This is a genomic window from Streptomyces sp. NPDC107575 (assembly GCF_055657265.1).
Genome location: NZ_JBVKBG010000002.1, coordinates 488985 through 510859, shown reverse-complemented (window position 1 = coordinate 510859; position 21875 = coordinate 488985). Strand labels below are relative to the sequence as shown.

19 protein-coding genes and 1 pseudogene are annotated in these 21875 nt (G+C 71.7%); 4 read left to right on the top strand and 16 right to left on the bottom strand.

The genetic code is table 11. The features are described from left to right. Positions 1-25: 25 nt before the first annotated feature. The 6 genes from ACZ7L4_RS08985 to ACZ7L4_RS08960 form a co-directional block, all read right to left on the bottom strand. Positions 26-1189: an ROK family glucokinase gene (locus tag ACZ7L4_RS08985; protein ID WP_472101022.1), complete on the bottom strand. Its 1164-nt coding sequence runs from the start codon at positions 1187-1189 to the stop codon at positions 26-28. Between the two features lie 220 nt (positions 1190-1409). Then, entirely contained in the window at positions 1410-2249 is an 840-nt protein-coding gene (locus ACZ7L4_RS08980; RefSeq protein WP_472101020.1) for an ATP-binding cassette domain-containing protein, read from the bottom strand. Continuing rightward, positions 2246-3292: an ABC transporter permease gene (locus ACZ7L4_RS08975; RefSeq protein WP_450811723.1), complete on the bottom strand. Its 1047-nt coding sequence runs from the start codon at positions 3290-3292 to the stop codon at positions 2246-2248. Before ACZ7L4_RS08975 ends, ACZ7L4_RS08980 begins: the two co-directional genes overlap by 4 nt. Further along, the gene (locus tag ACZ7L4_RS08970; protein WP_450811725.1) at positions 3289-4293 is read right to left on the bottom strand and encodes a sugar ABC transporter substrate-binding protein; all 1005 of its coding nucleotides are present in this window, start codon (positions 4291-4293) and stop codon (positions 3289-3291) included. Before ACZ7L4_RS08970 ends, ACZ7L4_RS08975 begins: the two co-directional genes overlap by 4 nt. A gap of 137 nt (positions 4294-4430) precedes the next feature. Next, complete coding sequence (locus ACZ7L4_RS08965) at positions 4431-5441, bottom strand: sugar ABC transporter substrate-binding protein (protein WP_472101018.1); 1011 nt, start codon at positions 5439-5441, stop codon at positions 4431-4433. A 105-nt stretch (positions 5442-5546) separates the two neighbouring features. Further along, a complete protein-coding gene (locus ACZ7L4_RS08960; RefSeq protein WP_472101016.1) occupies positions 5547-6311 on the bottom strand; it encodes a GntR family transcriptional regulator in 765 nt (254 codons plus the stop codon). 210 nt (positions 6312-6521) lie between these two features. Between ACZ7L4_RS08960 and ACZ7L4_RS08955 the strand changes: the two genes are divergently transcribed. Continuing rightward, positions 6522-7526 (top strand): Gfo/Idh/MocA family protein, encoded by a 1005-nt coding sequence (locus tag ACZ7L4_RS08955; RefSeq protein ID WP_472101015.1) that lies wholly within the window; start codon positions 6522-6524, stop codon positions 7524-7526. Positions 7527-7539: 13 nt separating this feature from the next. On the opposite strand, the gene ACZ7L4_RS08950 is transcribed toward ACZ7L4_RS08955, so the two are convergent. From ACZ7L4_RS08950 to ACZ7L4_RS08915, 8 genes are all read right to left on the bottom strand, one after another. Further along, positions 7540-8805: an alpha/beta fold hydrolase gene (locus tag ACZ7L4_RS08950; protein ID WP_472101013.1), complete on the bottom strand. Its 1266-nt coding sequence runs from the start codon at positions 8803-8805 to the stop codon at positions 7540-7542. A 75-nt stretch (positions 8806-8880) separates the two neighbouring features. After that, on the bottom strand, positions 8881-9948 hold the full coding sequence (locus ACZ7L4_RS08945; RefSeq protein ID WP_472101011.1) for a 2,5-dihydroxypyridine 5,6-dioxygenase NicX family protein: 1068 nt from the start codon (positions 9946-9948) through the stop codon (positions 8881-8883). 59 nt (positions 9949-10007) lie between these two features. Further along, a complete protein-coding gene (locus ACZ7L4_RS08940; protein ID WP_472101009.1) occupies positions 10008-11678 on the bottom strand; it encodes an OPT/YSL family transporter in 1671 nt (556 codons plus the stop codon). Positions 11679-11810: 132 nt separating this feature from the next. Next, complete coding sequence (locus tag ACZ7L4_RS08935) at positions 11811-12599, bottom strand: IclR family transcriptional regulator (RefSeq protein WP_472101007.1); 789 nt, start codon at positions 12597-12599, stop codon at positions 11811-11813. Between the two features lie 236 nt (positions 12600-12835). Continuing rightward, positions 12836-14026, bottom strand: a complete 1191-nt coding sequence (locus ACZ7L4_RS08930; RefSeq protein ID WP_472101005.1) for a cytochrome P450 family protein — start codon at positions 14024-14026, stop codon at positions 12836-12838. Between the two features lie 164 nt (positions 14027-14190). Further along, positions 14191-15423 carry an ROK family protein gene (locus tag ACZ7L4_RS08925; protein ID WP_472101003.1) on the bottom strand — a complete coding sequence of 411 codons (1233 nt, stop codon included), beginning with the start codon at positions 15421-15423 and terminating at the stop codon, positions 14191-14193. Between the two features lie 87 nt (positions 15424-15510). After that, on the bottom strand, positions 15511-16179 hold the full coding sequence (locus ACZ7L4_RS08920; RefSeq protein WP_472101001.1) for a response regulator: 669 nt from the start codon (positions 16177-16179) through the stop codon (positions 15511-15513). Between the two features lie 61 nt (positions 16180-16240). Continuing rightward, positions 16241-17512, bottom strand: coding sequence for a sensor histidine kinase (locus tag ACZ7L4_RS08915; protein ID WP_472100999.1), 1272 nt, complete (start codon positions 17510-17512; stop codon positions 16241-16243). 179 nt (positions 17513-17691) lie between these two features. Between ACZ7L4_RS08915 and ACZ7L4_RS08910 the strand changes: the two genes are divergently transcribed. Then, a complete protein-coding gene (locus ACZ7L4_RS08910) occupies positions 17692-17913 on the top strand; it encodes a hypothetical protein (RefSeq protein WP_472100997.1) in 222 nt (73 codons plus the stop codon). A gap of 45 nt (positions 17914-17958) precedes the next feature. Here ACZ7L4_RS08910 and ACZ7L4_RS08905 read toward each other — a convergent pair whose 3' ends face one another. Continuing rightward, positions 17959-18384, bottom strand: coding sequence for a guanyl-specific ribonuclease (locus tag ACZ7L4_RS08905; RefSeq protein WP_472100996.1), 426 nt, complete (start codon positions 18382-18384; stop codon positions 17959-17961). A 175-nt stretch (positions 18385-18559) separates the two neighbouring features. Between ACZ7L4_RS08905 and ACZ7L4_RS08900 the strand changes: the two are divergent. Next, a pseudogene (locus tag ACZ7L4_RS08900) lies at positions 18560-19280 on the top strand (SDR family oxidoreductase). Positions 19281-19415: 135 nt separating this feature from the next. Here ACZ7L4_RS08900 and allB read toward each other — a convergent pair. After that, positions 19416-20768, bottom strand: a complete 1353-nt coding sequence (gene allB / locus ACZ7L4_RS08895) for an allantoinase AllB (protein ID WP_472100994.1) — start codon at positions 20766-20768, stop codon at positions 19416-19418. A 225-nt stretch (positions 20769-20993) separates the two neighbouring features. On the opposite strand from allB, the gene ACZ7L4_RS08890 reads away from it, so the two are divergent. Then, positions 20994-21794 carry an IclR family transcriptional regulator gene (locus ACZ7L4_RS08890; RefSeq protein WP_450811747.1) on the top strand — a complete coding sequence of 267 codons (801 nt, stop codon included), beginning with the start codon at positions 20994-20996 and terminating at the stop codon, positions 21792-21794. Positions 21795-21875: the final 81 nt, after the last annotated feature.

Below are 21875 nucleotides of genomic sequence, written 5' to 3'. Positions count from 1 at the left end.
ACTTTCTGCGGCATCTGCGGCTGACCTAGCCCTGCTCGACCCCGTCGGCGGGCGCGCCCGTCGTGCTGCGGGTGCGGGCGTAGCGCTCGTACCGCTCGTGGCGCTCCACGCGGCGGCGCTTGGCGCGGCGGAAGCGGCGGGCGACGAGGCGGGCCAGGTCCGCAGCGCCGACCATGCCGGCCTCGGGGCCGAGCTGGGCGCGGGCGATACGGGCCTCGGGGCGGTAGCCGCGCCCGGTGAGCTGCCGCTTGAACGCGTCGCGGGCGGGCGCGATGAGCAGGTCGTCCGCAGCGCTCACACCGCCGCCGATGACGAAGCACGACGGGTCGAGGGCCGCCGCGAGGTTCGCTATGCCGACGCCCAGCCACTGGCCGATGTCCTGCAGCAGCTCGACGCACATGGCGTCGCCCTCGCGGGCCAGCTCGGTGATGAGCGGTCCGGTGATGTCGGGGATGCTCCCCTGGACCCGCTCGATGATGTTGTACGCGACCGGGGAGTCGGCCGCCGCCAGCTCCCGGGCCTCTCGGACCAGGGCGTTGCCCGAGCTGTACTGCTCCCAGCAGCCGCGGTTGCCGCACGGGCAGCGGTGCCCTCCGGGGACGACCTGCATATGGCCGAACTCGCCCGCGACGCCGAACTTGCCGCGCTTGACCTGGCCGTCCTCCAGGATCGCGCCGCCGATGCCGGTACCGAGCGTGATCATGACGAGGTGGTCCTCGCCGCGTCCGGCGCCGAAACGCCACTCCGCCCAGGCGGCGGTGTTGGCGTCGTTGTCGACGAGCACGGGGACCGCGAGGCGGCCCGCGAGGCGGTCGCGCAGGGGTTCGTTGCGCCACGACAGGTGGGGCGCGAACAGGACGCGGTTGCGGTCCGCGTCCACCCAGCCGGCCGCGCCGATGCCCACCGCGTGCACGTCGTGGCGGTCGGAGAGGTCGAGCACCAGCTCGGTGATGGTGTCCTCGACGACCTTGGGGCTCTTGGACTTGTCCGGGGTCTCCGTGCGGAGGGTCTCCAGGATGGTGCCGTCGGCGTCGACGACGCCGGCCATCACCTTCGTGCCACCGATGTCGATGCCGACGGTGGGTACGCGCGGAGCCGTCGTGTGCGAGCGGCGCTCGCGGGTGCCGACCGTCCGCAGGACGGTGGCCCGTGCGCTGCCACGGTGTGCGAGGTCGCGGTAGGTGCTCATTGCGGCGATTCTGCCTCACGCATCGGCTCCGCCGCATACCGGGTTTTCCGCCGCGTCGGGGCGCGCCGAACCGGACGACTCCAGCCACACGGCGTTGACGTGCGCAGTTCCCCGCGCCCCTGAAAGGGGCGCGGGGAACTGCGCGAACGCAACCAACGGCGCGACGTGCAGCCGCCCGCAAGAGCCGGAAACGCGCACACGCACGCGCGGAACGGAGGCCCTACTTCTCGGTGCCGTCGGCCGCGTGCCCGCCCAAATGCGTCGGCACTGGGGCCCGCTCCAGCTCGTGGCGGAGGTCGTCCAGTTCGGAGCCGCCCGCCATCTGACGGGTCAGCTCGTCGAGCGTGATGTCGTCCCGCACGTGGCTGCCGAACATCCCGCCCCGCTTGAGCAGCACGAACCGGTCCCCCACGAGGTACGCGTGGTGCGGGTTGTGCGTGATCAGCACCACGCCGAGGCCCGCGTCACGCGCCGCCGCGACGTACTTGAGCACCACGCCCGACTGCTTGACGCCGAGCGCCGCCGTCGGCTCGTCGAGGACGAGGACCTTCGCGCCGAAGTAGACGGCGCGGGCGATGGCGACGCACTGGCGCTCGCCGCCGGACAGCGTGCCGATCGGCTGGTCGACGTCGCGCAGGTCGATGCCCATCCGGGCCAGTTCCTCGTGCGTCGTGCGCCGCATCAGCTCGACGTCCAGGCGCTTGAAGGGGCCCGTCCCCTTCGTGGGCTCGGAGCCGAGGAAGAAGTTGCGCCACACCGGCATCAGCGGGACGACCGCGAGGTCCTGATAGACCGTGGCGATGCCCCGGTTCAGGGCGTCGCGCGGGTTGCTGAGCCGGGCCTCCTCGCCCTCGATGGCGAACCGGCCGCCGTCGTGCTGGTGCAGGCCCGCGATGATCTTGATCAGCGTGGACTTGCCCGCGCCGTTGTCCCCGAGGACACAGGAGATCTCGCCCGCGTTGACGACGAGCGAGACGTCGTCGAGGGCGCGGATGTTGCCGTAGTACTTGCTGACCCCGTCCAGCTCCACCAGGGGCGCGGCCGTGTCCGTCGTCGTCATTTGCTCGCCTCCGCGCGCTTGCGGACCCACGCGTTGAGCAGGGTCGCGAGGAGCAGCATCGCCCCGAGGAAGAACTTGAACCAGTCCGAGTTCCACTCGGCGAACACGATGCCCTTGCTGGTCATGCCGAAGATCAGCGCGCCGATCGCCGCGCCGACCGCCGAGCCGTAGCCCCCGGTGATCAGGCAGCCGCCGATGACGGCGGCGACGATGTAGATCAGCTCGTTGCCGACGCCCTCGCCGGACTGCACGACGTCGTAGGAGAAGAGCAGGTGCTGGCCGGAGATCCAGGCGCCGAACGCGACGCCCATGTAGAGGCCGATCTTCGTCTTGTTGACCGGGACGCCCACCGCGCGGGCCGCGTTCAGGTCACCGCCGACCGCGAAGATCCAGTTGCCGACGCGGGTGCGGAGCAGGATCCAGGTGGCCACCAGGACGAGGGCGAGCCACCAGATGATCGTGATCTTGAAGTCGACGCCGCCGATGCTGAACGTGGAGGCGAAGACGGACTTGGCCGACTGGAAGCCCTCCATGTCGGCGATCGACTTCGTGGAGACGGTGCCGCTGATCAGCTTGGTGAAGCCCAGGTTCATGCCCGTCAGCATCAGGAACGTGCCGAGCGTGATGATGAAGCTGGGGAGTTTGGTGCGGGTCAGCATGACGCCGTTGAAGACACCGATGGCGAGCGTGACGAGGAGGGAGACCCCTACGCCCACCCAGGTGTTCGCCGTCATCTGGTAGCTGAACATCGACGAGATCAGCGCCGAGGACGTGACCATGACGCCCGCCGACAGGTCGAACTCGCCGCCGATCATCAGCAGCGCCACCGGCACGGCCATGATGCCGAGGGTCGAGGACGCGTACAGGACCGTCGCGAGGCTGGTCGCCCGCAGGAAGCTGTCCGCGAAGATCACGAAGAAGATGAAGACGGCGACGGCGCCGATGACCGAGCCCAGTTCGGGACGGCCGAGCAGCTTCTTCCAGGGCGAGGTCTTGACCAGCCGTTCGTCGGCCTTCTCCGGAGTGGTTGTCGCGCTGCTCATCGAGTCCCCCGCTTCGCGTACTCCTGAAGCTTGGCGGCCTGGTCCTTGGTCACGACCTCGGGTCCCGTCAGGACCGGCTGTCCGCCGCCGAGCACATTGGCGTTGTACCGGTAGAGCCAGAGCAGGTCCACGGCCTCGTACCCCTGGAGGTAGGGCTGCTGGTCGACGGCGAAGCCGAGGTCGCCGTCCTGGAGCTCCTGCGCGACCTTGTCGTTGAGGTCGAAGGTCTCGATCTCGGCCTTGCTGCCCGCGTCCTCCTTGGCCTTCACGGCGGTGGCGGCGAACGGGGCGCCGAGCGTGACGACCGAGTCGATGGACGAGTCGGACTGCAGCTTGGCCTCGATGGAGGACTGCACGTCGGGCATGTTGGTGCCCTCGACGTACAGGTTCGTCATCTTGCCGTCGAAGGCCTTCTTGGCGCCCTCGCAGCGCTGCTCGTGGCCGACGTTGCCCTGCTCGTGCAGGACGCACAGCGCCTTCTTCTTGCCGCGCTTGTTGAGCTCCTTGCCGACGGCCTCGCCCGCGATCGTCTCGTCCTGGCCGATGTGCGTGATCGCGCCGTACTTCTTGTAGATCTCGGAGCCCGAGTTCACGGTGATCACGGGGATGCCGGCCTTCTCGGCGCGGGCCAGGGCGGACTTCATGGCGTCCGGCTTGGCGAGCGTGACGATGATTCCGTCGACCTTCTTGTCGATGGCCGCGTCGACGAGCTGCGCCTGCTGGTTCGCCTCCTCGTTGTGCGAGTAGAGGAAGTTGATGTTGTCCTTGGTGGCCGCCTGCCTGGCGCCGTTCTGGACGATGTCCCAGAAGGTGTCGCCATCGCCCGAATGGGTGATCATGGCGAAGGTCCAGCGGGGTGTGTCCACCGTCGCCCTCCCCTGCGCGGCCTGGGACTTCCTGGCGTCCTCCGCCCGCTTGCCGCCGGTGCTGCTGCACCCTGCGAGCGAGAGGCCGAGAGCCCCCGCAACCGCGATGCTCACCCAGGTCCGAAACCGTGCCACGAGGCCGTGCCCTTCTTGGTCTGCTGCGTCGTCGACCGGGATCGGCGGGCCGACCCCGGCGGACCGGATGCCGGTCCTGAAGGACCCCATTCCGGTCCCAAACGCACAAGTATGGGTCACGGGGATCATGCATCCATTCACCGGGTACCGCGCGCGGTGTACTTCTCCAGGCGCGGCACGTCCTTCTCGGTGACGATCGCCGGGCCGGTGAAGACCGGCTTGCCGCCGCCGAGCACGTTCGCGTTCGTCTTGTGGAGCCACAGTTCGTCCACCGCCAGATAACCCTGCAGATACGGCTGCTGGTCGACGGCGAACGTGACCTCCTTCGCCTTCAGCCGGCGCACGACCTCGGCGTTCAGGTCGAACGTGGAGATCTCCGCCTTGCTGCCCGCGTCGTCCTTGGCCTTCACGGCGAGCGCCGCGATGGGGGCGCCGAGCGCGACGACCGCGTCGATGTCCTTGTCCGCCTGGAGCTTCGCCTCGACGGAGGACTGGGCGGAGGGCGCGTTCGTGCCCTCGACGTTGAGGTTCTCGACGCTGCCCTTGAAGGTCTTGCGGACGCCGTCGCAGCGCTGCTCAAGGGATACGTTGCCCTGCTCGTGGATGACGCAGATGGCCTTCTTCTTGCCCTGCTTCGTCAGCTCGGTGCCGACCGCCTCGCCCGCCACGCCCTCCTCCTGGCCGATGTGGCTGAGGGCGCCGAACTTCTGCGAGAACTCCGAGCCGGAGTTGATCGAGACGACCGGGATGCCCGCGGCCTTCGCCTTCGCGAGCACGGGCTCCATGGCCTGCGGCTTGGCGAGCGTGACGACGATCCCGTCGACCTTCTTGTCGATCGCGGCCTGCACCAGCTCGGCCTGCCCCTTGGCCTCCTTGTCGTTGGAGTAGAGGAACTGGACGTTGTCCTTGTCGGCGGCCTGCTGGGCACCCTTGCGCACGATGTCCCAGAAGGTGTCGCCCTCGCCCGAGTGCGAGACCATCGCGATCTTCATGCGGGGCGTGTTCACGGCCTTGCCGCCGCCTCCGCCGCCGTCGGCCTTGTCCTCCGAGTCCTTGCCGCCGGAGCCACTGCAACCGGCGGCGAGCGCGATCACGGACATGACGACTAGGCAGCCTGCGGCCGTACGGCCTGTGCGGATCGTGCGCATGGTGGAGCCACCTCTCCTCCGGCCGCCCGGTGCGGCTGGAGGTGTTTGTAGCGGGGTCCCATCGCAGCGTCAATGACTTTGTCAGAACATTCGGACGCCCAAGTGTCAGGAGCGTACGAGGAGTTGGAACTCGAAGGAATACCGCGAGGCCCGGTACGTGTGCGAGCCGAACTCGACCGGGCGGCCCGTGTCGTCGTACGTCGTGCGCTGCATGGTGAGCAGCGGCGCGCCCTCCCGCTCGCCGAGCCGCTCGGCCTCGACGGCGGTGGCGGCGCGGGCGCCCACGGACTGGCGGGCGCTGTGCAGGGTGATGCCGGCGGCCCGCATCAGGCGGTACAGGCCGGTCGCCACGAGCCGCTCGTCGTCGAGCGCGAGCAGCCCGGTGGGCAGGTGGTTGCAGAGGTACGCGACCGGTTCGCCGTGCGCGAGCCGCAGCCGCTCGACGCGGTGCACCTCCTCGCCCTCCGCGACGCCGAGCGCGGCGGCGATCTCGGCGGAGGCCGGCACGAGGGTGTTGCCGAGGACCCGGGTCTCGGGGCGCTGACCGGCCGCCTCCAGGTCGTCGTACAGGCTGGACAGTTCGAGGGGGCGCTTGACCTGGCTGTGCACGACCTGGGTACCGACGCCGCGGCGCCGCACGAGGAGCCCCTTGTCGACGAGGGACTGGATGGCCTGGCGGACGGTGGGCCGGGACAGGCCGAGGCGGCCCGCCAGCTCGATCTCGTTGCCGAGCAGGCTGCCGGGGGTCAGGGCGCCGCGCTCGATCGCCGCCTCCAGCTGCTGGGACAGCTGGAAGTACAGCGGCACGGGGCTGCTGCGATCGACGCTGAGGCCGAGGTCGACGGTCGGGTCAGCTAGGGGTTTGGCCACGGGGCGAGGGTAGCGGGGTGAGATGTTGACGGGAAGTTCGAAGGTCTGATTGTCAGGACAAAGGGACCGTCAGATCAAGCCCCTGCGGCGTTTGAGCAGCGGGGTCCGGGGCAGGGCCCCGTGACCGTGAGACATGCGACCGTGAGACACGCGGGGTTTGTCAGGACAAACAATTGACACCAACCCCGTCCCCCGCCACCGTGGGACACCATGCGCATCGGACTCATCGGAACGGGCCGCATCGGCACCTTCCACGCGGGCGTACTGGAGCGGTACCGGGAAGTCGGCTCGCTGGTCGTCACCGACGCGGAGCCCGCGCGGGCGGTCGCGCTCGCCGACCGGATCGGGGCGACGGCGGCGCCCGGCGTGGACGAGATCTTCGCGTGGGGCGTGGACGCGCTCGTGATCACCGCGGCGACCTCGGCGCACGCCGAGCTGATCGGCCGGGCCGCGCGCGCCGGGCTCCCGGTCTTCTGCGAGAAGCCCATCGCGCTCGACCTGCCGGGCACGCTGGCCGCGCTCGCGGAGGTCGAGGCGGCGGGCACGGTGCTGCAGCTCGGCTTCCAGCGGCGCTTCGACGCCGGGTACACGGCCGCGCGGGCCGCCGTACAGGAGGGAAAGCTCGGCCGGGTGCACACCGTGCGGGCGATGACCTCCGACCCGGCGCCGCCCCCGGCCGCGTACCTCCCGCTCTCCGGCGGGCTCTACCGGGACTGTCTGATCCACGACTTCGACATGCTGCGGTGGGTGACCGGGCGCGAGGTCGTCGAGGTGTACGCGACCGGGTCCGACGCCGGGCCCGCGATGTTCCGGGAGGCCGGCGACGTGGACACGGCGGCGGCGCTCCTCACGCTCGACGACGGCACCCTGGCCACCGCGACGTCCACGCGCTGCAACGGCGCCGGCTACGACGTGCGCATGGAGCTCTCCGGGGACCGGGACACGGTCGTCGTGGGCCTCGACGACCGCACCCCCGTCGCCTCCACGGAACCCGAGGGCCCGCCCGCCGCGACGAAGCCGTGGCCCGGTTTCCTGGAGCGCTTCGCCCCCGCGTACGAGGCCGAGCTGAAGGCCTTCGTCGACGTCGTCCGGGGCGAGCGCGCCAACCCGTGCGACGGCCGGGAGGCCCTGCGGGCGCTACGGATCGCGGAGGCGTGCGAGGTGTCGCGGGCCGAGCGGCGGCTGGTGCGCCTGGAGGAGATCGCCGGGGGCTGACCCGGCCCGCCGGTCAGGGCGTCGTCGCGAGGAGCCGGTCCAGGACCGCCGGGTCCGCCTTGACGCCGTCGTGCAGATGCCGGTCGGAGACCCAGGGGCGCAGGCCGCGCACCAGCGACGCGGTCTCCAGCGACTGCTCACGGTCGACGAACATGTCGTCGTGGTAGACGGCCGCGACCACCGGGACCTCGTTCGCGGCGAGCCGGTCGAGGTCGTAGAGCGCGGGCCAGTCCGTGCGCCGGGCGAGCGCCTCGGCCGTCGCCTTGAGCGGGACGAGCGCCGGGTCCTCGTCGAACATCCAGGGGTACATCATCTCGCCGGTGAAGCACAGCGGCCCCGCGCCCTCCGCGTCGAACTCCGGGAACTCCGCCCTGATCCGGTGGGCCGACCAGTCGGTGGCGCGGCCGCCCTGGGCGTAGATCGCTTCGTGCAGGACGGCGTAGAGGGGGCGCGGCGCGAGGGAGACGACCGCGTCGACGCCGCGCAGGAACGGGTCCGAGAGCGCGGGACCGTTCGGTCCTGCCACGAACGCGCACTCCAGGAGGTAGTGCAGCGAGTCGAAGGCGGAGGACGTGCCGAAGGTGATGCCCAGGCTCTGGAAGCGGCGCACCGAGAGCCGCTCCCCCGACGGCATGTGGACGTCGTGCTTCGTCAGGTGCTCCGCGACGCGTTCGGCAAGTGCCTGGTCCTGCGGGTAGCGCGCGAAATAGCGGGAGTTGGCTTCGAGCGCCCGGCGGTACGCGGCCCGGTAGACGTCGTCGGCGTGGCCGGTGAGCGTGGGCAGGCCGCCCGTGATCAGGGCCCGGTCGATGCCTTCGGGCGCGAGGCTCAGGTAGGTCAGCGTGCTGAAGCCGCCGAAGCTCTGCCCGAGGACCGTCCAGGGGCGGTCGCCCTGGAGGTGGCGGCGCACGAGTTCCGCGTCGCGCACGATGGCGTCCGCGCGGAAGTGCGTGAGGTACGTCGCCGGGTCCGGGTGGGCGGCGAGCGTCGTGCGGTCGGCGGGGGTGGAGCGGCCGGTGCCGCGCTGGTCGAGGAGGACCACGCGGTACTCCTTGAGGGCGCGGCGCAGCCAGGCCCCGGACGCGTTGGGGCGTTCGGCGCGGCCGCCGGGCCCGCCCTGGAGCCAGAGCAGCCGGGGCAGTTCGCGCCTCTCCATGTCCTCGGCGACGACTTCCCGGGCGAACACGCTGATCCGGGGGCCGTCCGGGTGGGCGTGGTCGAGGGGGACGTCGAGGGTGTGGTCGGTGCAGACGAGGCCGTTGTGGCGGTAGGTGGTCATGCTGGTCGGCTCCTGGACTCCGGTGCGGGTGACGAGGGGGCCGTGGGGCGGCGGACGGCCGCCCCACGAACGTGATCAGTACCCGGCGACACCCAACTCGCGGCAGATCTCCACCAGTTCGGGGTGCACGTACACCCCGTCCTTCTCGATGCACTCGCCGTCGAGGTAGATGGACGGGCCGAGGATCGAGCCGTCGGTGTGCGCGGCGGACACCCACGGCTCGCCGCCGATCCACGCGCCCTTGGTACCGATGCCGAGTTCGACGCAGCCGAAGACGCGCTCGTCCTCGACGATGCGGCCGGTCGGCGCGGGCACGCCCGGGTTGAAGCCGAGCGACCAGTGGGCGACGCGGAACATGTTCGGGTCGTCCCAGGACTCCATCCAGCGGCGGAAGATCTCCGCGTCCTGGCCCTCGCCGTCGATCGATGTGACGACGCCCTTCTCGACGACGCAGCGCACCGGGTTGCGCAGCAGGCCCAGCTGGTCCGGCGGCCACAGGGCGCCGTCGAAGACGAGGACGCCGTCCTGGGTCTCTTCGAGGGGGTTCCAGGAGATCTGGCCGGAGAGCATGACGGTCTCGCCGGGCTTCTCGGCGGGCTTGCCGCGCAGGTTGATGGGGCGGTCGCCGTTGCGTCCTGTGATGTCGGTGCCGTTGGCGGAGGTGATGCGCACCTCGTCGGCCTGCTCCAGGAGGCGGACGAGCGCCTTGCCGAGCTTGATGACGCCCTGGAAGTCGGGGCGGCCGACCGTCGCGACGAGCATGTGCACGTCCATGGCGGTCAGGTTGGTGTAGCGGCAGCCATTCGCCATGGCGCGGCGGAAGGCGTCGGAGTGCATCACGTACGAGACGGCGAACTCGATCCACACGTCGGCGTCCGCGATGGCGCCGGCGACGGGGCGCGGCGGCTCCATGGAGGAGCTGGGCATGGTCTCGGACCAGACGACGACGGGGTGCGCGCCGGCGGCGGCGACGGCCTGCGCGGTGGCGTCGACGACGCGGCGGTCGCTGCTGGTGTCGCCGGTGAGGACGACGTGCTCGCCGGGCTTGACGAGCATGACCAGCTCGACCAACTTGCGGGCGGCGAGGGCGAGTTCGTAGCTCAGGTACTCGGGACGCGGCTCGAGGCGGCTGAACATCTCCATGGTGAATCCTTCTCCTTGCGGTGGTGCGTGTGAGAGGTGGCTGGGGGGCGGCCGGGCGGTCAGCCGGCCTTGATGATCTGGGCGGAGTCGCCCAGTGAGCTGCCCGCGATGAGCCCGGCGCCGACCAGGTTCAGCTCCTCGTCGGCGCGCGGTCCGCGCCACTTGCGGTACCCGACGCGGACCGCGAGGGCGGCGAGGACCATCCAGCAGGCGTGCGGGGTGAGGATCAGCAGGCCGGTCGCGAGCATCACGCCCATCTGCCGCTTGGTGCCGCCGATCAGCTGGATGAGGGCGCCGGGGATCGCCCAGATCAGCAGCGTGCGCAGCACGCCGGGCTCACCGAGGCCGTTCTTGACGGTGTCGGCGTAGACCTTGGCGACGGGCGGGATCAGGCCCTGCTTGAAGTACGACTGCCAGAGCACGGCCACGACGACGAGGGCTGCGGCGAAGCCGATGAGCGCGGCGCGGAACTGTTCGCGGCGGCCCTCGCGCTCGAACGGGTCCCAGGGCTGGTGGTCGCGGCGCAGCAGCCAGCCCGCCTTGAGGTCGTAGCCCATGTCGGCGAAGGCGGGCCCGGTGGCGGACACGTAGCCGACGAGGAGGGCGAGCGGGACGGACGGGATGCCGATGAGCAGCCCGAAGACCAGGAAGATCAGGGTGACGGCGAAGGACGGGAACCAGCCGGACTGCATGGCGGCGAGGCCGACGATCAGCTCGTGCACGAGGGCGGCGAACGCGGCGAACAGCACCCAGCCGACGATGCCGAGCGGGCTCATGTCCCCGATCAGCCCGCCGAGGACGGCGAGCAGCACGGCGCCCGCCACGAAGAGGGCGTAGCCGCGGATCAGGGTGCGGCGCAGCTGCGTCTCGTCGACGGTGTACGCGGTGGTGGGGTCGGCGGGCGCTTCGGTGGCGGCGGCGGTGGCCTCGGCCTTGGTGGCCGTGCGGCGGCGCATCAGCATGAACACGGCTTGGCCGAGCGCGACCACACCGGCCCCGACCATCACGCCGTGCGGTACATAGCCCGCGCCGAGGTCGGTGTGGAACAGATCGGGGCTGAACTCCCGCAGGCCGAGGCCGACTCCGAACATCCCGAGGGCCCATACGTTGCCGAGGAAGGCGACGCCGGCGGCGGACAGCGGAAGGCTGAACAGGGTGCCCACGACGCCGACGACGGTCCCCGCGCCGAGCACGAGGGCGCGCTTGCCGCCCTTGTCGCCGGCCTTGATGGTCTCGGCCGCGGCGGTGCCGGGCGGCCAGGCCCCGTCGGCGGGCAGCAGCCGCGAGCCGAACGACCGGTACAGCACCCACGTGTCGATCAGCAGCCCCGCGAAGGAGCCGATGAGCATCGGCCAGACCAGGTCCTTGCGTCCGAAGACGTAGGGCACGGCGATCGAGGTGAGCAGGGCGTTGGCGGAGGCGAAGGTGGCGGCGGAGATCGCGCTCTGGGCGAGGTTCTGCCGGTGCACGGAGCGCATCGAGCGCAGTCCCGCGAGCGGGATGCGGCCGATCAGCATGGCGATGAGGGCGCCGACCACCGAAGTGTTCGCGGAGATGCCCAGCTTGGCGACGAGGTCCGCGCCGATGACGGCTCCGACGACGGAGAGCACGGCGAGGACGACGAACACGATGGGCTCGCGGACGCGCGGGTGCCCGGCGCCGGGGGCGGACTTGTCCGGGCCCGAGGGCGGAGGCGGTGCGGTGGCGGACGGCGAGGTGTGGTGCGACACGGGGGCACCCCTTGGTGGGCGGGCCCGGCCCGGGGCTGGGCGGGGCTGTTGTGGGCAGGCGGGAGCCGCGTACGGCGGGCGGTGCGGGCGGCGCCGTACGGGCCGGGGCGGGCGGGGTCGGTTCGGGGGCTCTCAGGAGCCGAAGGCGGCCGTGGCCTCTGAGGCACCCGACAGAACGAGTTCGATGATGCGGTCGGCGGCGCGCGACACCCGGGTCGCCGGGCCGATGACCGTGAGGGACGCGGCGACGGTGCCGGCCTGGAACACCGGCGCGGAGACGGCGGCGACCGCCTCGTCGTACTCGCCGTGGCTGACGCTGTATCCCTGGTCGCGGACCTCGGCGTACCGCTTCTGGAGGGTGTCGAGGTCGGTGACCGTGTGGTCGTTGAAGCGCTGGAGCGGGGTGGCTCCGAACAGCTGGCGGATCTCCGCCTCGGGGTAGTGGGCGAAGATCGCGTGGCCGGAGGCGCCCGCGTGGCCCGGCATGACGGCGCCGATGATCGCGGTGTAGCGGATCGGGCCCGTGCCGTCGACCGCCGCGGCGCAGCGGTAGCCCGCGCCCTGCGGCACGTTCAGGACGACGCTCTCGCCGGTCTCGCGCAGCAGTCCCGCGAGGATCGGGCGGACCAGCGAGGGCAGGACGCCGCTGTGCTCGCCGACCCGGGAGAGCCGGGAGACGGCGGGGCCGAGCCGGTAGCGGCGGGTGGTGCTGTCGCAGATCAGGAAGGAGCGGGAGGCGAGCGTGGTGAGGATGCGCTGGGCGACGGCCTTGTCCCAGCCGTGCCGGCGCGCCATCTCGCTCACGCCCCACTCCGGGCGCCGCTCGGTGAAGGAGAGCAGCGCCAGCAGGGCCCGGTCGGCACCTTGCAGGACGCCGGGCGCCGGCGGGGCGAGGTCTTCCGTATCGTTCGCCTCGGCCATCGCCTCGCTCCTCTCCGGACCCCTGATCGGTGCGCTGACCGCAACGCCGTTGCGCTCAGCGGCGAGAACTATGGGATCGGGAGGGCGGGGGTGTCAAGGGTTTTCCGCATGTGTCCTCTGCGGCCACCGCTCTGCCGTGATTCAGCAGGTGGGCCGGGTAAATCAAGCCCCTGCGGCGATTGAGCAGCGGGGTCCGGGGCAGAGCCCCGGGACGTAGGCCCGGCCGACCGCAACGATCACCACCGCACAGGAAGACTCCGCGTCCCACGGATCAAAAGCCCTGGCAGCCACTCCCCCGGCTCCTCGGCGAGCGCCAGATCCGGGCACCGCTCCAGGAGGGAACGGACGGCGATGCGCCCCTCCAGGCGGGCCAGCGGAGCGCCCAGGCAGAAGTGGATGCCATGGCCGAAGGCCACATGCCCCCGCGCGTCGCGGCGGATGTCGAAGCGGTCGGGCTCCGTGAAGCGGTGCGGGTCGTGGCTCGCCGTGGCGATACCGATGAGCACCGGGGCGCCCGCCGGGATGATCGTGCCGTCGATGTCCACCGGCTCCGCCGCGAAGCGGTGCGTGGCCGTCTCCACCGGGCCGTCGTAGCGCAGCATCTCCTCCACGGCGCCGTCCAGGAGCGTCATGTCGGCGCGCAGCGCCGCGAGTTGGACCGGGTGCTGGAGCAGGGCCCTGACGCCGTTGCCGATCAGGTTGACCGTGGTTTCGTGGCCGGCGATCAGCAGGAGGAAGGCCATGCCGCGCAGTTCGCTGGGCGAGAGGCGGTCGCCGTCCTCCGCCGTCGTCCGGATCAGCGCGCTCAGCAGGTCGTCCGCGGGGGCCGCGCCGCGCTTGGCCTCGATCAGACCGTCCAGGAACCCGACCAGTTCGACATGGGACGCGTACGCCTCCTCCTCGCTGGTCGGCGCCACCACCTGCGTCGACATGCGGCGGAACCGCTCGCGGTCGATGTCGGGCACGCCGAGCAGCTCGCAGATCACCGCGAAGGGCAGCGGGAAGGCGAGGGAACCGATCAGGTCGGCGGTGCCGCGCGGGACCATGTCGTCGAGCAGCTCGTCCGTGAGCTTCTGGATCCGCGGGGCGAGCGCGGCGACCCGGCGCGGGGTGAACTCACGGGTGACCAGGGAGCGCAGGCGGCCGTGCTCCGGCGGGTCCGCGAAGAGGAGGTGCAGGCCCATCATGTCGCCCTCCAGGCCCCACGGTGGGGTCTTGACCAGGCGGGGGTCGGTGAACGCGGCGCGGGCGGCCTCGTGGCCGACGATCAGGTAGAGGTCCTCGGTGGGGCCGGGGCCCGGGGTGCGGACGTGGTGGACGGGGCCGTGGCGGCGGAGCCGCTCGTAGACCGGGTAGGGGTCGGCGTGGAATCGGGGTGCGCCCCCGGCCAGCTCTCCCAGGTCGACGATCTCGGCGCTGCCCGTCATGTCGTGCCTCCCGTTGCCCGGTTCCGGCTTCTCTCTGGTCAACTCCGGGCGCATCCCGTGCGTTCCCGTCCCGGGGGTGACCGCTGGGCGTTGCCTACGTCGCGGGGCTCTGCCCCGGGCCCCGCTGGCTCTCGTCCGAAAGGCGGGCTTGATTGGGACTTGAGTTACCCGCCACTTGGGGCGCCCCCCGCCTCCAGGAATCTCGCCAGCGGCAGGGTCGCCGCGCCCACCGTCACCGCGTCCGGGCCCAAGTGGCCCAGTTCCAGGGTGGTTTGGGCGAAAGGGTGATGCAGGGCGTAGGAGGCGGCCGCGGTGCGGATGGAGGGCAGCAGGCGGGGGCCCAGCAGGAGGCCCGCCCAGCCGGCCACGACGATGCGCTCCGGGTTGAAGAGGTTGACCAGGTCGGCGATGCCCGCTCCGAGGTACTCCGCCGTCTCGTCCAACAGGGCGGCCGCGGAGGGGGCTTCGAGGAGTTCGGCGAGGGCGCCCTCCTCGTCCGTCGAGGCCCAGCTGCCGCCCGCCTCCCGCCAGCGTTCGAGGAGCGCCTCCGCACCCACGTACGCCTCCAGGCAGCCGCGCGCCCCGCACCGGCAGCGTCGGCCGCCGACCCGCAGCGTGGTGTGGCCCCACTCCCCCGCACTGCTCGACGCGCCCCGGTAGGGCAGACCGTCGGCGATGACGCAGGCGCCGACGCCGGAGCCGATGAGCGCGATCACGGCGTTGCGGGCACCGCGGCCCGCGCCGAACCACATCTCGGCGCGGCCGAGGGTCTTGGCGCCGTTGTCGAGGAACAGCGGGAGGTCCGGGGGCAGTTCGGGCGACAGGCCGTCGGGGGCGCGGAGCATGGCCTCCAGGGGAACCGCGTCCCAGCCGAGCGTCTGGCCGTGCACCACCGCGCCCCCGTCGGACGCTTCGACGATGCCGGGGACTCCGATGCCGACGCCGAGGACCGACCCGGGGTCCACCTCCGCGTCGGCGAGCACCCGTGTCAGACCTGCGGCGATGAGGCGTACGACGTCCTTGGCGTCGCAGTGGCCGTCGCGCACCGAACCCGGCAACGGCTCGTCCACGCGCGCGAGTTCACCGAGGGCGAGGTCGAAGAGCTCCACGCGCACGCGGGTCTCGCCGACGTCCACGCCCACAAGATGGCCGCTGCGCGGGGCGACGCGCAGCAGCGTGCGGGGGCGGCCGCCGTCGGACTCGACCGAACCGGCCTCCTCCAGGAGGCCGTCCGCGACGAGTTCCGCCACCACATTGCTGACGGAGCCCGAGCTGAGCGCCGTCAGCGGCCCCAACTCCTGTCTGCTGAACGGCCCGTCGAAGTACAGCTTGCCGAGCACGAGCGAACGGTTGCCGCGCCGCAGGTCGCGCACCGTCCGTCGGCGTGGTGCCGCCATCCCCACCCCTTCGACCGCTCACATGGTTGAACGGTGTGAATCTACCCTGGGCCACCGACAGTCCCCGGGCCCCGCCCAGGGCCCGAGTCAGTCCTCGTCCAGCAGCCCCGCGTCGTGGGCGAGCAGCGCGATCTGTACGCGGTTGTTGAGGTCGAGCCGCGCCATGATGCGCGAGACGTGGGTCTTGACCGTGGGGACGCTCATGTAGAGCGTCGCGGCGATCTCCGCGTTCGAGCTGCCGCGGCCCACCTCCACGGCCACCTCCCGTTCGCGCTCGGCCAGTTCGGCCATGCGCGCACGCGCGCGTGACCGCCGGTCAAGGGCGGGGTCGTCGCCCGAGACCTTGGTGATGAGCTGCCGGGTCACGGTCGGCGAGAGGACCGGGGCGCCGGCCGCCACCCGGCGTACCGACTCGACGATCTCGCCCGGCGCGGTGTCCTTGAGGACGAACCCCGCGGCCCCCGCGCGCAGCGCCCGCAGCACCTGTTCGTCCGCGTGGAACGTGGTCAGGACGATCACCTCGGGCGCGCCCTCGCGGGCCCGCAGCGCCTCCGTGGCGGACAGGCCGTCCAGGGTCGGCATGCGCAGGTCCATGAGGACGACGTCGGGGTGCAGCCTGGCCACCCGCTCCGCCACCTCGCTGCCGTCGGCGGCCTCGCCGACGATCTCGATGTCCTCGGCGGCGCCGAACATGAAGGTGAGCCCGGCGCGCACGAGGGGGTCGTCGTCGACGATGAGCAGGCGGATCGCGGTCATGGAGCCACCGTAGCGAGGGACGATCATCGCCGTGTCCGCACCGGCGGCTTCCGCGCGGAGTTCACTCCGGCCACGGGAGCCACGCGCGGACCGCGAAGCCACCGTCCGGTTCCCTCCCGTGGGCGAGCCGGCCGCCCGCGAGCGTGGCGCGTTCGGTGAGGCCGATCAGGCCCTGCCCCGAGCCGGGGACGTGCGGCACCTCGCCGGGCGGCGGCGGGTTGCGCACGGTGACCGTGAGGCCGTCCCCCGCGCCGCCCTCGACGGTGACCGCGACCTCGGCGCCAGGGGCGTGCTTACGGGCGTTGGTCAGGCCCTCCTGGGCGATGCGGTAGGCGGTGCGCCCGGTGGAGGCGGGCACGGCCCCCGTCTCCGGGACCCGGTTGTCGAGGTCGACCTTCATGCCCGCCTCTCTGGACTCGGCGACCAGGGTGTCGAGCGCGGCGAGGGTGGGCTGCGGCCGCCCCGACTCCTCGCCGTGGTCGGCCGCCCGCAGCACGCCGATGATCTCGCGCAGGTCCTGCAGCGCCTCGTGCGCGCTCTCCCGGATGACGCCCGCGGCCCGTGCGATCTCCTCGCGGGGCGCGTCGGGGCGGAACTCCAGGGCGCCCGCGTGCACGCTCAGCAGGGTGAGGCGGTGGGCGAGCACGTCGTGCATCTCGCGCGCGATGTCCTCGCGGGCGAGCCGCTGCGCCTGCTCGGCGCGGAGCACGGCCTCGGTCTCGGCGCGGCGCGCCCGGTCCCGCAGCGACATCAGGAGCTGACGCCGGGAGCGGACGAACATGCCCCAGCCGACGACCGTGATCGTGATGATGACCGTGAACGAGACCGACAGCAGGTACGAGGACTCGGGGTCGGGCCGCAGCCAGAAGAACAGCGGGATCAGCGCGATGGAGATGCCCGCCACCCAGCCGATGTAGCGGAACGGACGGTGCACGGCGAGCGTGAACACCGCGATCATCGACGCGCCGCCCGCGGTGTTGGAGAGGAAGCCGATCGGGAGCATGGCGACGGCGAAGCCGAGCGGCCAGCGTCTGCGCAGCCAGACCCCGGCGCAGGCCGCGGCGCCGAGCACCTGGTCGAGCACGGCGAGGGCGGGCGGTGTGTTCGGGTCGTCCCAGACCTGCTCGGCGAAGATCAGGCCGAGGAAGACCGCGATCCCGAAGCAGCTGAAGTCGACGATCCAGTCACGGGCGGTGCGCCGCCTGCGGCCCGGCCGCCCCTCGGGGTCCAGGTCGAGCTCGTCGGCGAGGGCCGAGGGCAGCAGCCGTCGTCGCCATCGCTCGGCGGGCGTGTCCGCCGCCTGCGGGGTTCCGGTCTGCCGCACTGCTTCCATGGTCGACAAATCTACGCACCCCGGGCGGCCCGCACCGCCCCGAGCGCCGCTTCCGCGACCAAAGTCGTACCCCCGTCGACTTTGGTCGCGGCCGGCCCCCGCGCTCCGCTACCGGAGTCGTACGGGGCTCGCCCCGCGGCCGATGTGGGTGGGGGGTCCGCGGGGCGAGAGTCCTGTGCATGAACAAGAACCAGTGGTTGCGGGTCATCGAGGTCGTCGGCGGAATCGCGCTGCTTCAGGGGGCGATCGGCATCCTGAACGAGTTCACCGGCCTGCCCGGCGGGTGGGGGCTGATCGGGCACATCGGCTTCCTCGACGGCCACGAGGTGTACGGCAGCATCGCGTTCATCGTGCTGGCGGTCGCCGTGTTCGCGGCCGTCGAGGCCCAGCGCAAGGGCTGACTCCCGCCGGGCCGGGGAGGGCCCGGCGGGAGTGGTCGCGCGGACTCAGCAGGCGTGGTCGACCAGGTCGAAGGACGCGTAGTGGTCCGCCGTGTAGTAGTCCTCCTTGTCGGAGTCACCGGTGACGATGCGGCGGGCACCGCGGTCGTCCGAGCCCGGCGTGATCACCGTGTACTCGTGGTAGTAGCCGGACGACTGGTCGGGGAGGATGCCCTCCCGGTTGGAGAAGACCGTGCCGTCCTGCTCGTACGGGTACGGTCCGCCCTGCTCGATGAGGTCCAGGGTGTCGTGCGCCTCGGCGGGCAGCGCGGAGTAGCAGATGTCGCCGACGTCGGCGGCCGAGACGGTGTGGGAGGCGACGGCCGGGGCCTGCGCGGCCGGTGCGGCGATCGCGGTGGAGCCGCCCACGCCACCCAGAAGCAGGGCGGCGGCAACGGCTACGGCACTGATGAAGCGTGGGGGAGTCTTCATGCCCACAGTGTGACGCGCGTAGAGGTGGGCATGTCAACACCAACTCCCGCTTGTTTTCCGTCGGTTCACTCGCGCCACACGCCGGCGGCGACCTCGACGTCCATTTGCCGCCAGCTCCCGACCCTGCGGATCGCTGTACTTGAGGCCACGACATCCGCTCCCCACAGGAGGCGACATGAACGGCAAGGTGGCCCTGGTGACCGGCGGCTCCCGCGGCATCGGCGCTGCGGCTCGCGCGCGACGGCTTCGACGTGGCGCTCACCTACGTACAGGGCAAGGAGGCCGCCGAGGACGTGGTGCGGCGGATCGGGGCGCTGGGGCGGCGGGGGCTCGCGGTGCGGGCCGACTCGGCGGACCCGGTCGAGGCGGCGGAGGCGGTGGAGCGGACGGTGGCGGGACTCGGCCGGATCGACGTGCTGGTCAACAACGTCGGCGTCGGCGCGCTCGGGCCGCTGGACGGCTTCTCGCTCGCGGACGTCGACCGCGCGCTCGACGTGAACGTGCGCGGCGTCTTCCTCACCTCGCAGGCCGCGGCGGCCAGACTCCCCGACGGCGGCCGGATCGTCACGGTCGGCTCCTGCATGGCGCAGCACGTGCCGGGCCCCGGCGGCACGCTCTACGCCACGAGCAAGGCGGCCCTGATCGGCCTGACGAAGGCGCTCGCCCGCGAGCTGGGCGCGCGCGGCATCACGGCGAACATCGTGCACCCCGGCCCGACGGACACCGACATGAATCCGGCCGGAGGACCGTACGCGGCGGGGCAGGCCGCGGCGACGGCGCTCGGCCGGTACGGCACCGCGGACGAGGTGGCGTCGACGGTCGCGTATCTGGCGGGCGCGGAGGCCTCGTACGTGACGGGCGCAGAGTTCGCGGTGGACGGCGGGCACGCCGCGTAATTCCGGAAATGAAGATGCGGGGCACACCGGTGCTGTCAGGCCGGTGTGCCCCGCAAGTCGAGCAGAGTAGCGGGTCAGTGCCCCAACTCCGCGTGGCGGGTCGCCAGTTGGGGCTCGCCCTGGTCCGTCAGTGAGTTACTTGGCCCGTTCGAGCAGCTGACCCTGCGGCGCGGTGAACTCGCCGTCGGCGACGATGCGTTCGCCGCGCAGCCAGGTCGACTTCACGACGCCGTGCAGCGTCTTGCCCGCGTACGCGGTGACGCGGTTGCGGTGCTGGAGGGCGGCCGGGTCGACCTGGAAGGTGTCCTCGGGGGCGAGGACGGCGAAGTCGGCGTCGCGGCCGGCCGCGATGGCGCCCTTGCGGTCGTCGAGGCCGACCAGCTTCGAGGTGCGCTCGGACATCCAGCGGACCACGTCCTCCAGGGAGTAGCCGCGCTGACGGGCCGCGGTCCAGATGGCCGAAAGGCTCAGCTGGAGGCCGGAGATGCCGCCCCAGGCGGTCGCGAAGTCGTCGGTCTTCAGGTCGGCCGTCGACGGCGAGTGGTCGGTGACGACGCAGTCGATCGTGCCGTCGGCGAGCGCCTGCCACAGCAGGTCCTGGTTGGCGGCCTCGCGGATCGGCGGGCAGCACTTGAACTCGCTGGCCCCGTCCGGGACTTCCTCTGCGGTGAGCGTGAGGTAGTGCGGGCACGTCTCGACGGTCAGCTCGACGCCCTCGGCCTTGGCGGCGGCGATCAGCGGCAGCGCGTCGGAGGACGACAGGTGCAGGATGTGGATGCGGGCGCCGATCCGCTTTGCGGTGTCGATGAGGCCCTTGATGGCGACGTCCTCGGAGACGCGCGGCCGGGTCGCCAGGTAGTCGTCGTACTTGGGGCCGCTGTTGTGGGGCGCCACGTCCAGCTCGTGCGGGTCCTCGGCGTGCACGATGAGCAGTCCGCCGAAGCCGGCGATCTCGGCCATGGAGGCGGTCAGCTGGTCGGCGTTCAGGTGCGGGAACTCGTCGACGCCGGAGGGCGACAGGAAGCACTTGAAGCCGAAGACGCCCGCGTCGTGCAGCGGGCGCAGGTCCTTGACGTTGTCGGGCAGCGCGCCGCCCCAGAAGCCGACGTCGATGTGCGCCTTGGAGGCGGCGACATCCTTCTTCGTACGAAGGTTGTCGACGGTCGTGGTCGGCGGCAGGGAGTTGAGCGGCATGTCGACGAGGGTCGTGATGCCGCCGGCCGCGGCGGCGCGGGTGGCGGTCCAGAAGCCCTCCCACTCGGTGCGCCCCGGGTCGTTGACGTGGACGTGCGTGTCGACGATGCCGGGCAGCAGCGCGTCGTCGCCGAAGTCCTCAAGGCGGGCCCCTGCCGGGACCTCCGCGTCGTGCGCGCGCACCGCGACGATCTTCCCCTGGGCGACGGCGACCGAGGCCGGGCGCGTACCTTCGGGAGTGATGACGCGCGTCGAGCGCAGCACGAGTTCGATCTGGACGTCGGGGTCCGACACGTGGGCCTCCTCAAGCTTCAACGTTCTGTTGAAGGACTTTCACTCAGACTTCGGGAACCGTCAAGACCCGCATGGCGGACCCGGGGACCCTGGACGTTTCCACAAAGTGGAATTAAGATTCCGACACGCAGAACGTAGCTACCGACGAACTTCCCGGTCAAGGGATCACTGTCCGGGAACCCGCCGGTAGGCTGCTCATCTGCCTGCCACCGAAAGGAACGCGCTGTGCCGACGCCCGACGCCAGCACCACTGATGCCGCCAAGTCCGCACCCACCGGCGGTGTCCAGTCCCTCGAGCGCGCCTTCGATCTGCTCGAGCGGATGGCCGACGCGGGCGGTGAGGTCGGCCTCAGCGAGCTCTCCGCCAGCAGCGGACTCCCGCTGCCGACGATCCACCGCCTGATGCGCACGCTCGTCGCCTGCGGCTACGTACGCCAGCAGCCCAACCGGCGCTACGCCCTCGGCCCCCGCCTCATCCGGCTCGGCGAGTCCGCGTCCCGGCTGCTCGGCACGTGGGCGCGCCCGTACCTCGCGCGCCTCGTCGAGGAGACCGGCGAGACCGCGAACATGGCGCTGCTCGACGGCGACGAGGTCGTGTACGTCGCCCAGGTGCCGTCCAAGCACTCCATGCGGATGTTCACCGAGGTGGGCCGCCGGGTGCTGCCGCACTCGACCGGTGTGGGCAAGGCGCTGCTCGCCTACACGCCGGCCGACGAGGTGCGGGCGCTGCTCGGGCGGACCGGGATGCCCGCCGCCACCGAGAAGACGCTCACCACGCCCGAGGGCTTCCTCGACGCGCTGGAGGACGTGCGGCGGTCCGGGTACGCCGTCGACGACAACGAGCAGGAGATCGGGGTGCGGTGCCTCGCGGTGTCCGTGCCGGACTCGCCCACCGCTGCGGCGATTTCGATTTCCGGGCCTGCGGGGCGGGTGACCGAGGCGGCGACGGACAAGATCGTGCCGGTGCTTCAGCAGGTTGCGCGTGAGTTGTCGGTGGCGTTGGCCAGTTCCGGCCACAGTGGTTGACGACTCGGGGCGCTGCCCCGGACCCCGCTGCTCAATCGCCGCAGGGGCTTGAAATGCTCACCCGCCCGGAGGCCCGTCGAG

Bases quoted from the DNA above. Each gene is read 5' to 3' on its own strand.
- ACZ7L4_RS08910 (WP_472100997.1), top strand. From the start codon at position 17,692: ATGAACAAGAACCAGTGGTTGCGGGTCATCGAGGTCGTCGGCGGAATC.
- ACZ7L4_RS08945 (WP_472101011.1), bottom strand. From the start codon at position 9,948: ATGGAGATGTTCAGCCGCCTCGAGCCGCGTCCCGAGTACCTGAGCTAC.
- ACZ7L4_RS08985 (WP_472101022.1), bottom strand. From the start codon at position 1,189: ATGAGCACCTACCGCGACCTCGCACACCGTGGCAGCGCACGGGCCACC.
- ACZ7L4_RS08950 (WP_472101013.1), bottom strand. From the start codon at position 8,805: ATGACCACCTACCGCCACAACGGCCTCGTCTGCACCGACCACACCCTC.
- ACZ7L4_RS08935 (WP_472101007.1), bottom strand. From the start codon at position 12,599: ATGGCCGAGGCGAACGATACGGAAGACCTCGCCCCGCCGGCGCCCGGC.
- ACZ7L4_RS08920 (WP_472101001.1), bottom strand. From the start codon at position 16,179: ATGACCGCGATCCGCCTGCTCATCGTCGACGACGACCCCCTCGTGCGC.
- ACZ7L4_RS08965 (WP_472101018.1), bottom strand. From the start codon at position 5,441: ATGCGCACGATCCGCACAGGCCGTACGGCCGCAGGCTGCCTAGTCGTC.
- ACZ7L4_RS08980 (WP_472101020.1), bottom strand. From the start codon at position 2,249: ATGACGACGACGGACACGGCCGCGCCCCTGGTGGAGCTGGACGGGGTC.
- ACZ7L4_RS08925 (WP_472101003.1), bottom strand. From the start codon at position 15,423: ATGGCGGCACCACGCCGACGGACGGTGCGCGACCTGCGGCGCGGCAAC.
- ACZ7L4_RS08905 (WP_472100996.1), bottom strand. From the start codon at position 18,384: ATGAAGACTCCCCCACGCTTCATCAGTGCCGTAGCCGTTGCCGCCGCC.
- ACZ7L4_RS08930 (WP_472101005.1), bottom strand. From the start codon at position 14,026: ATGACGGGCAGCGCCGAGATCGTCGACCTGGGAGAGCTGGCCGGGGGC.
- ACZ7L4_RS08975 (WP_450811723.1), bottom strand. From the start codon at position 3,292: ATGAGCAGCGCGACAACCACTCCGGAGAAGGCCGACGAACGGCTGGTC.
- ACZ7L4_RS08955 (WP_472101015.1), top strand. From the start codon at position 6,522: ATGCGCATCGGACTCATCGGAACGGGCCGCATCGGCACCTTCCACGCG.
- ACZ7L4_RS08915 (WP_472100999.1), bottom strand. From the start codon at position 17,512: ATGGAAGCAGTGCGGCAGACCGGAACCCCGCAGGCGGCGGACACGCCC.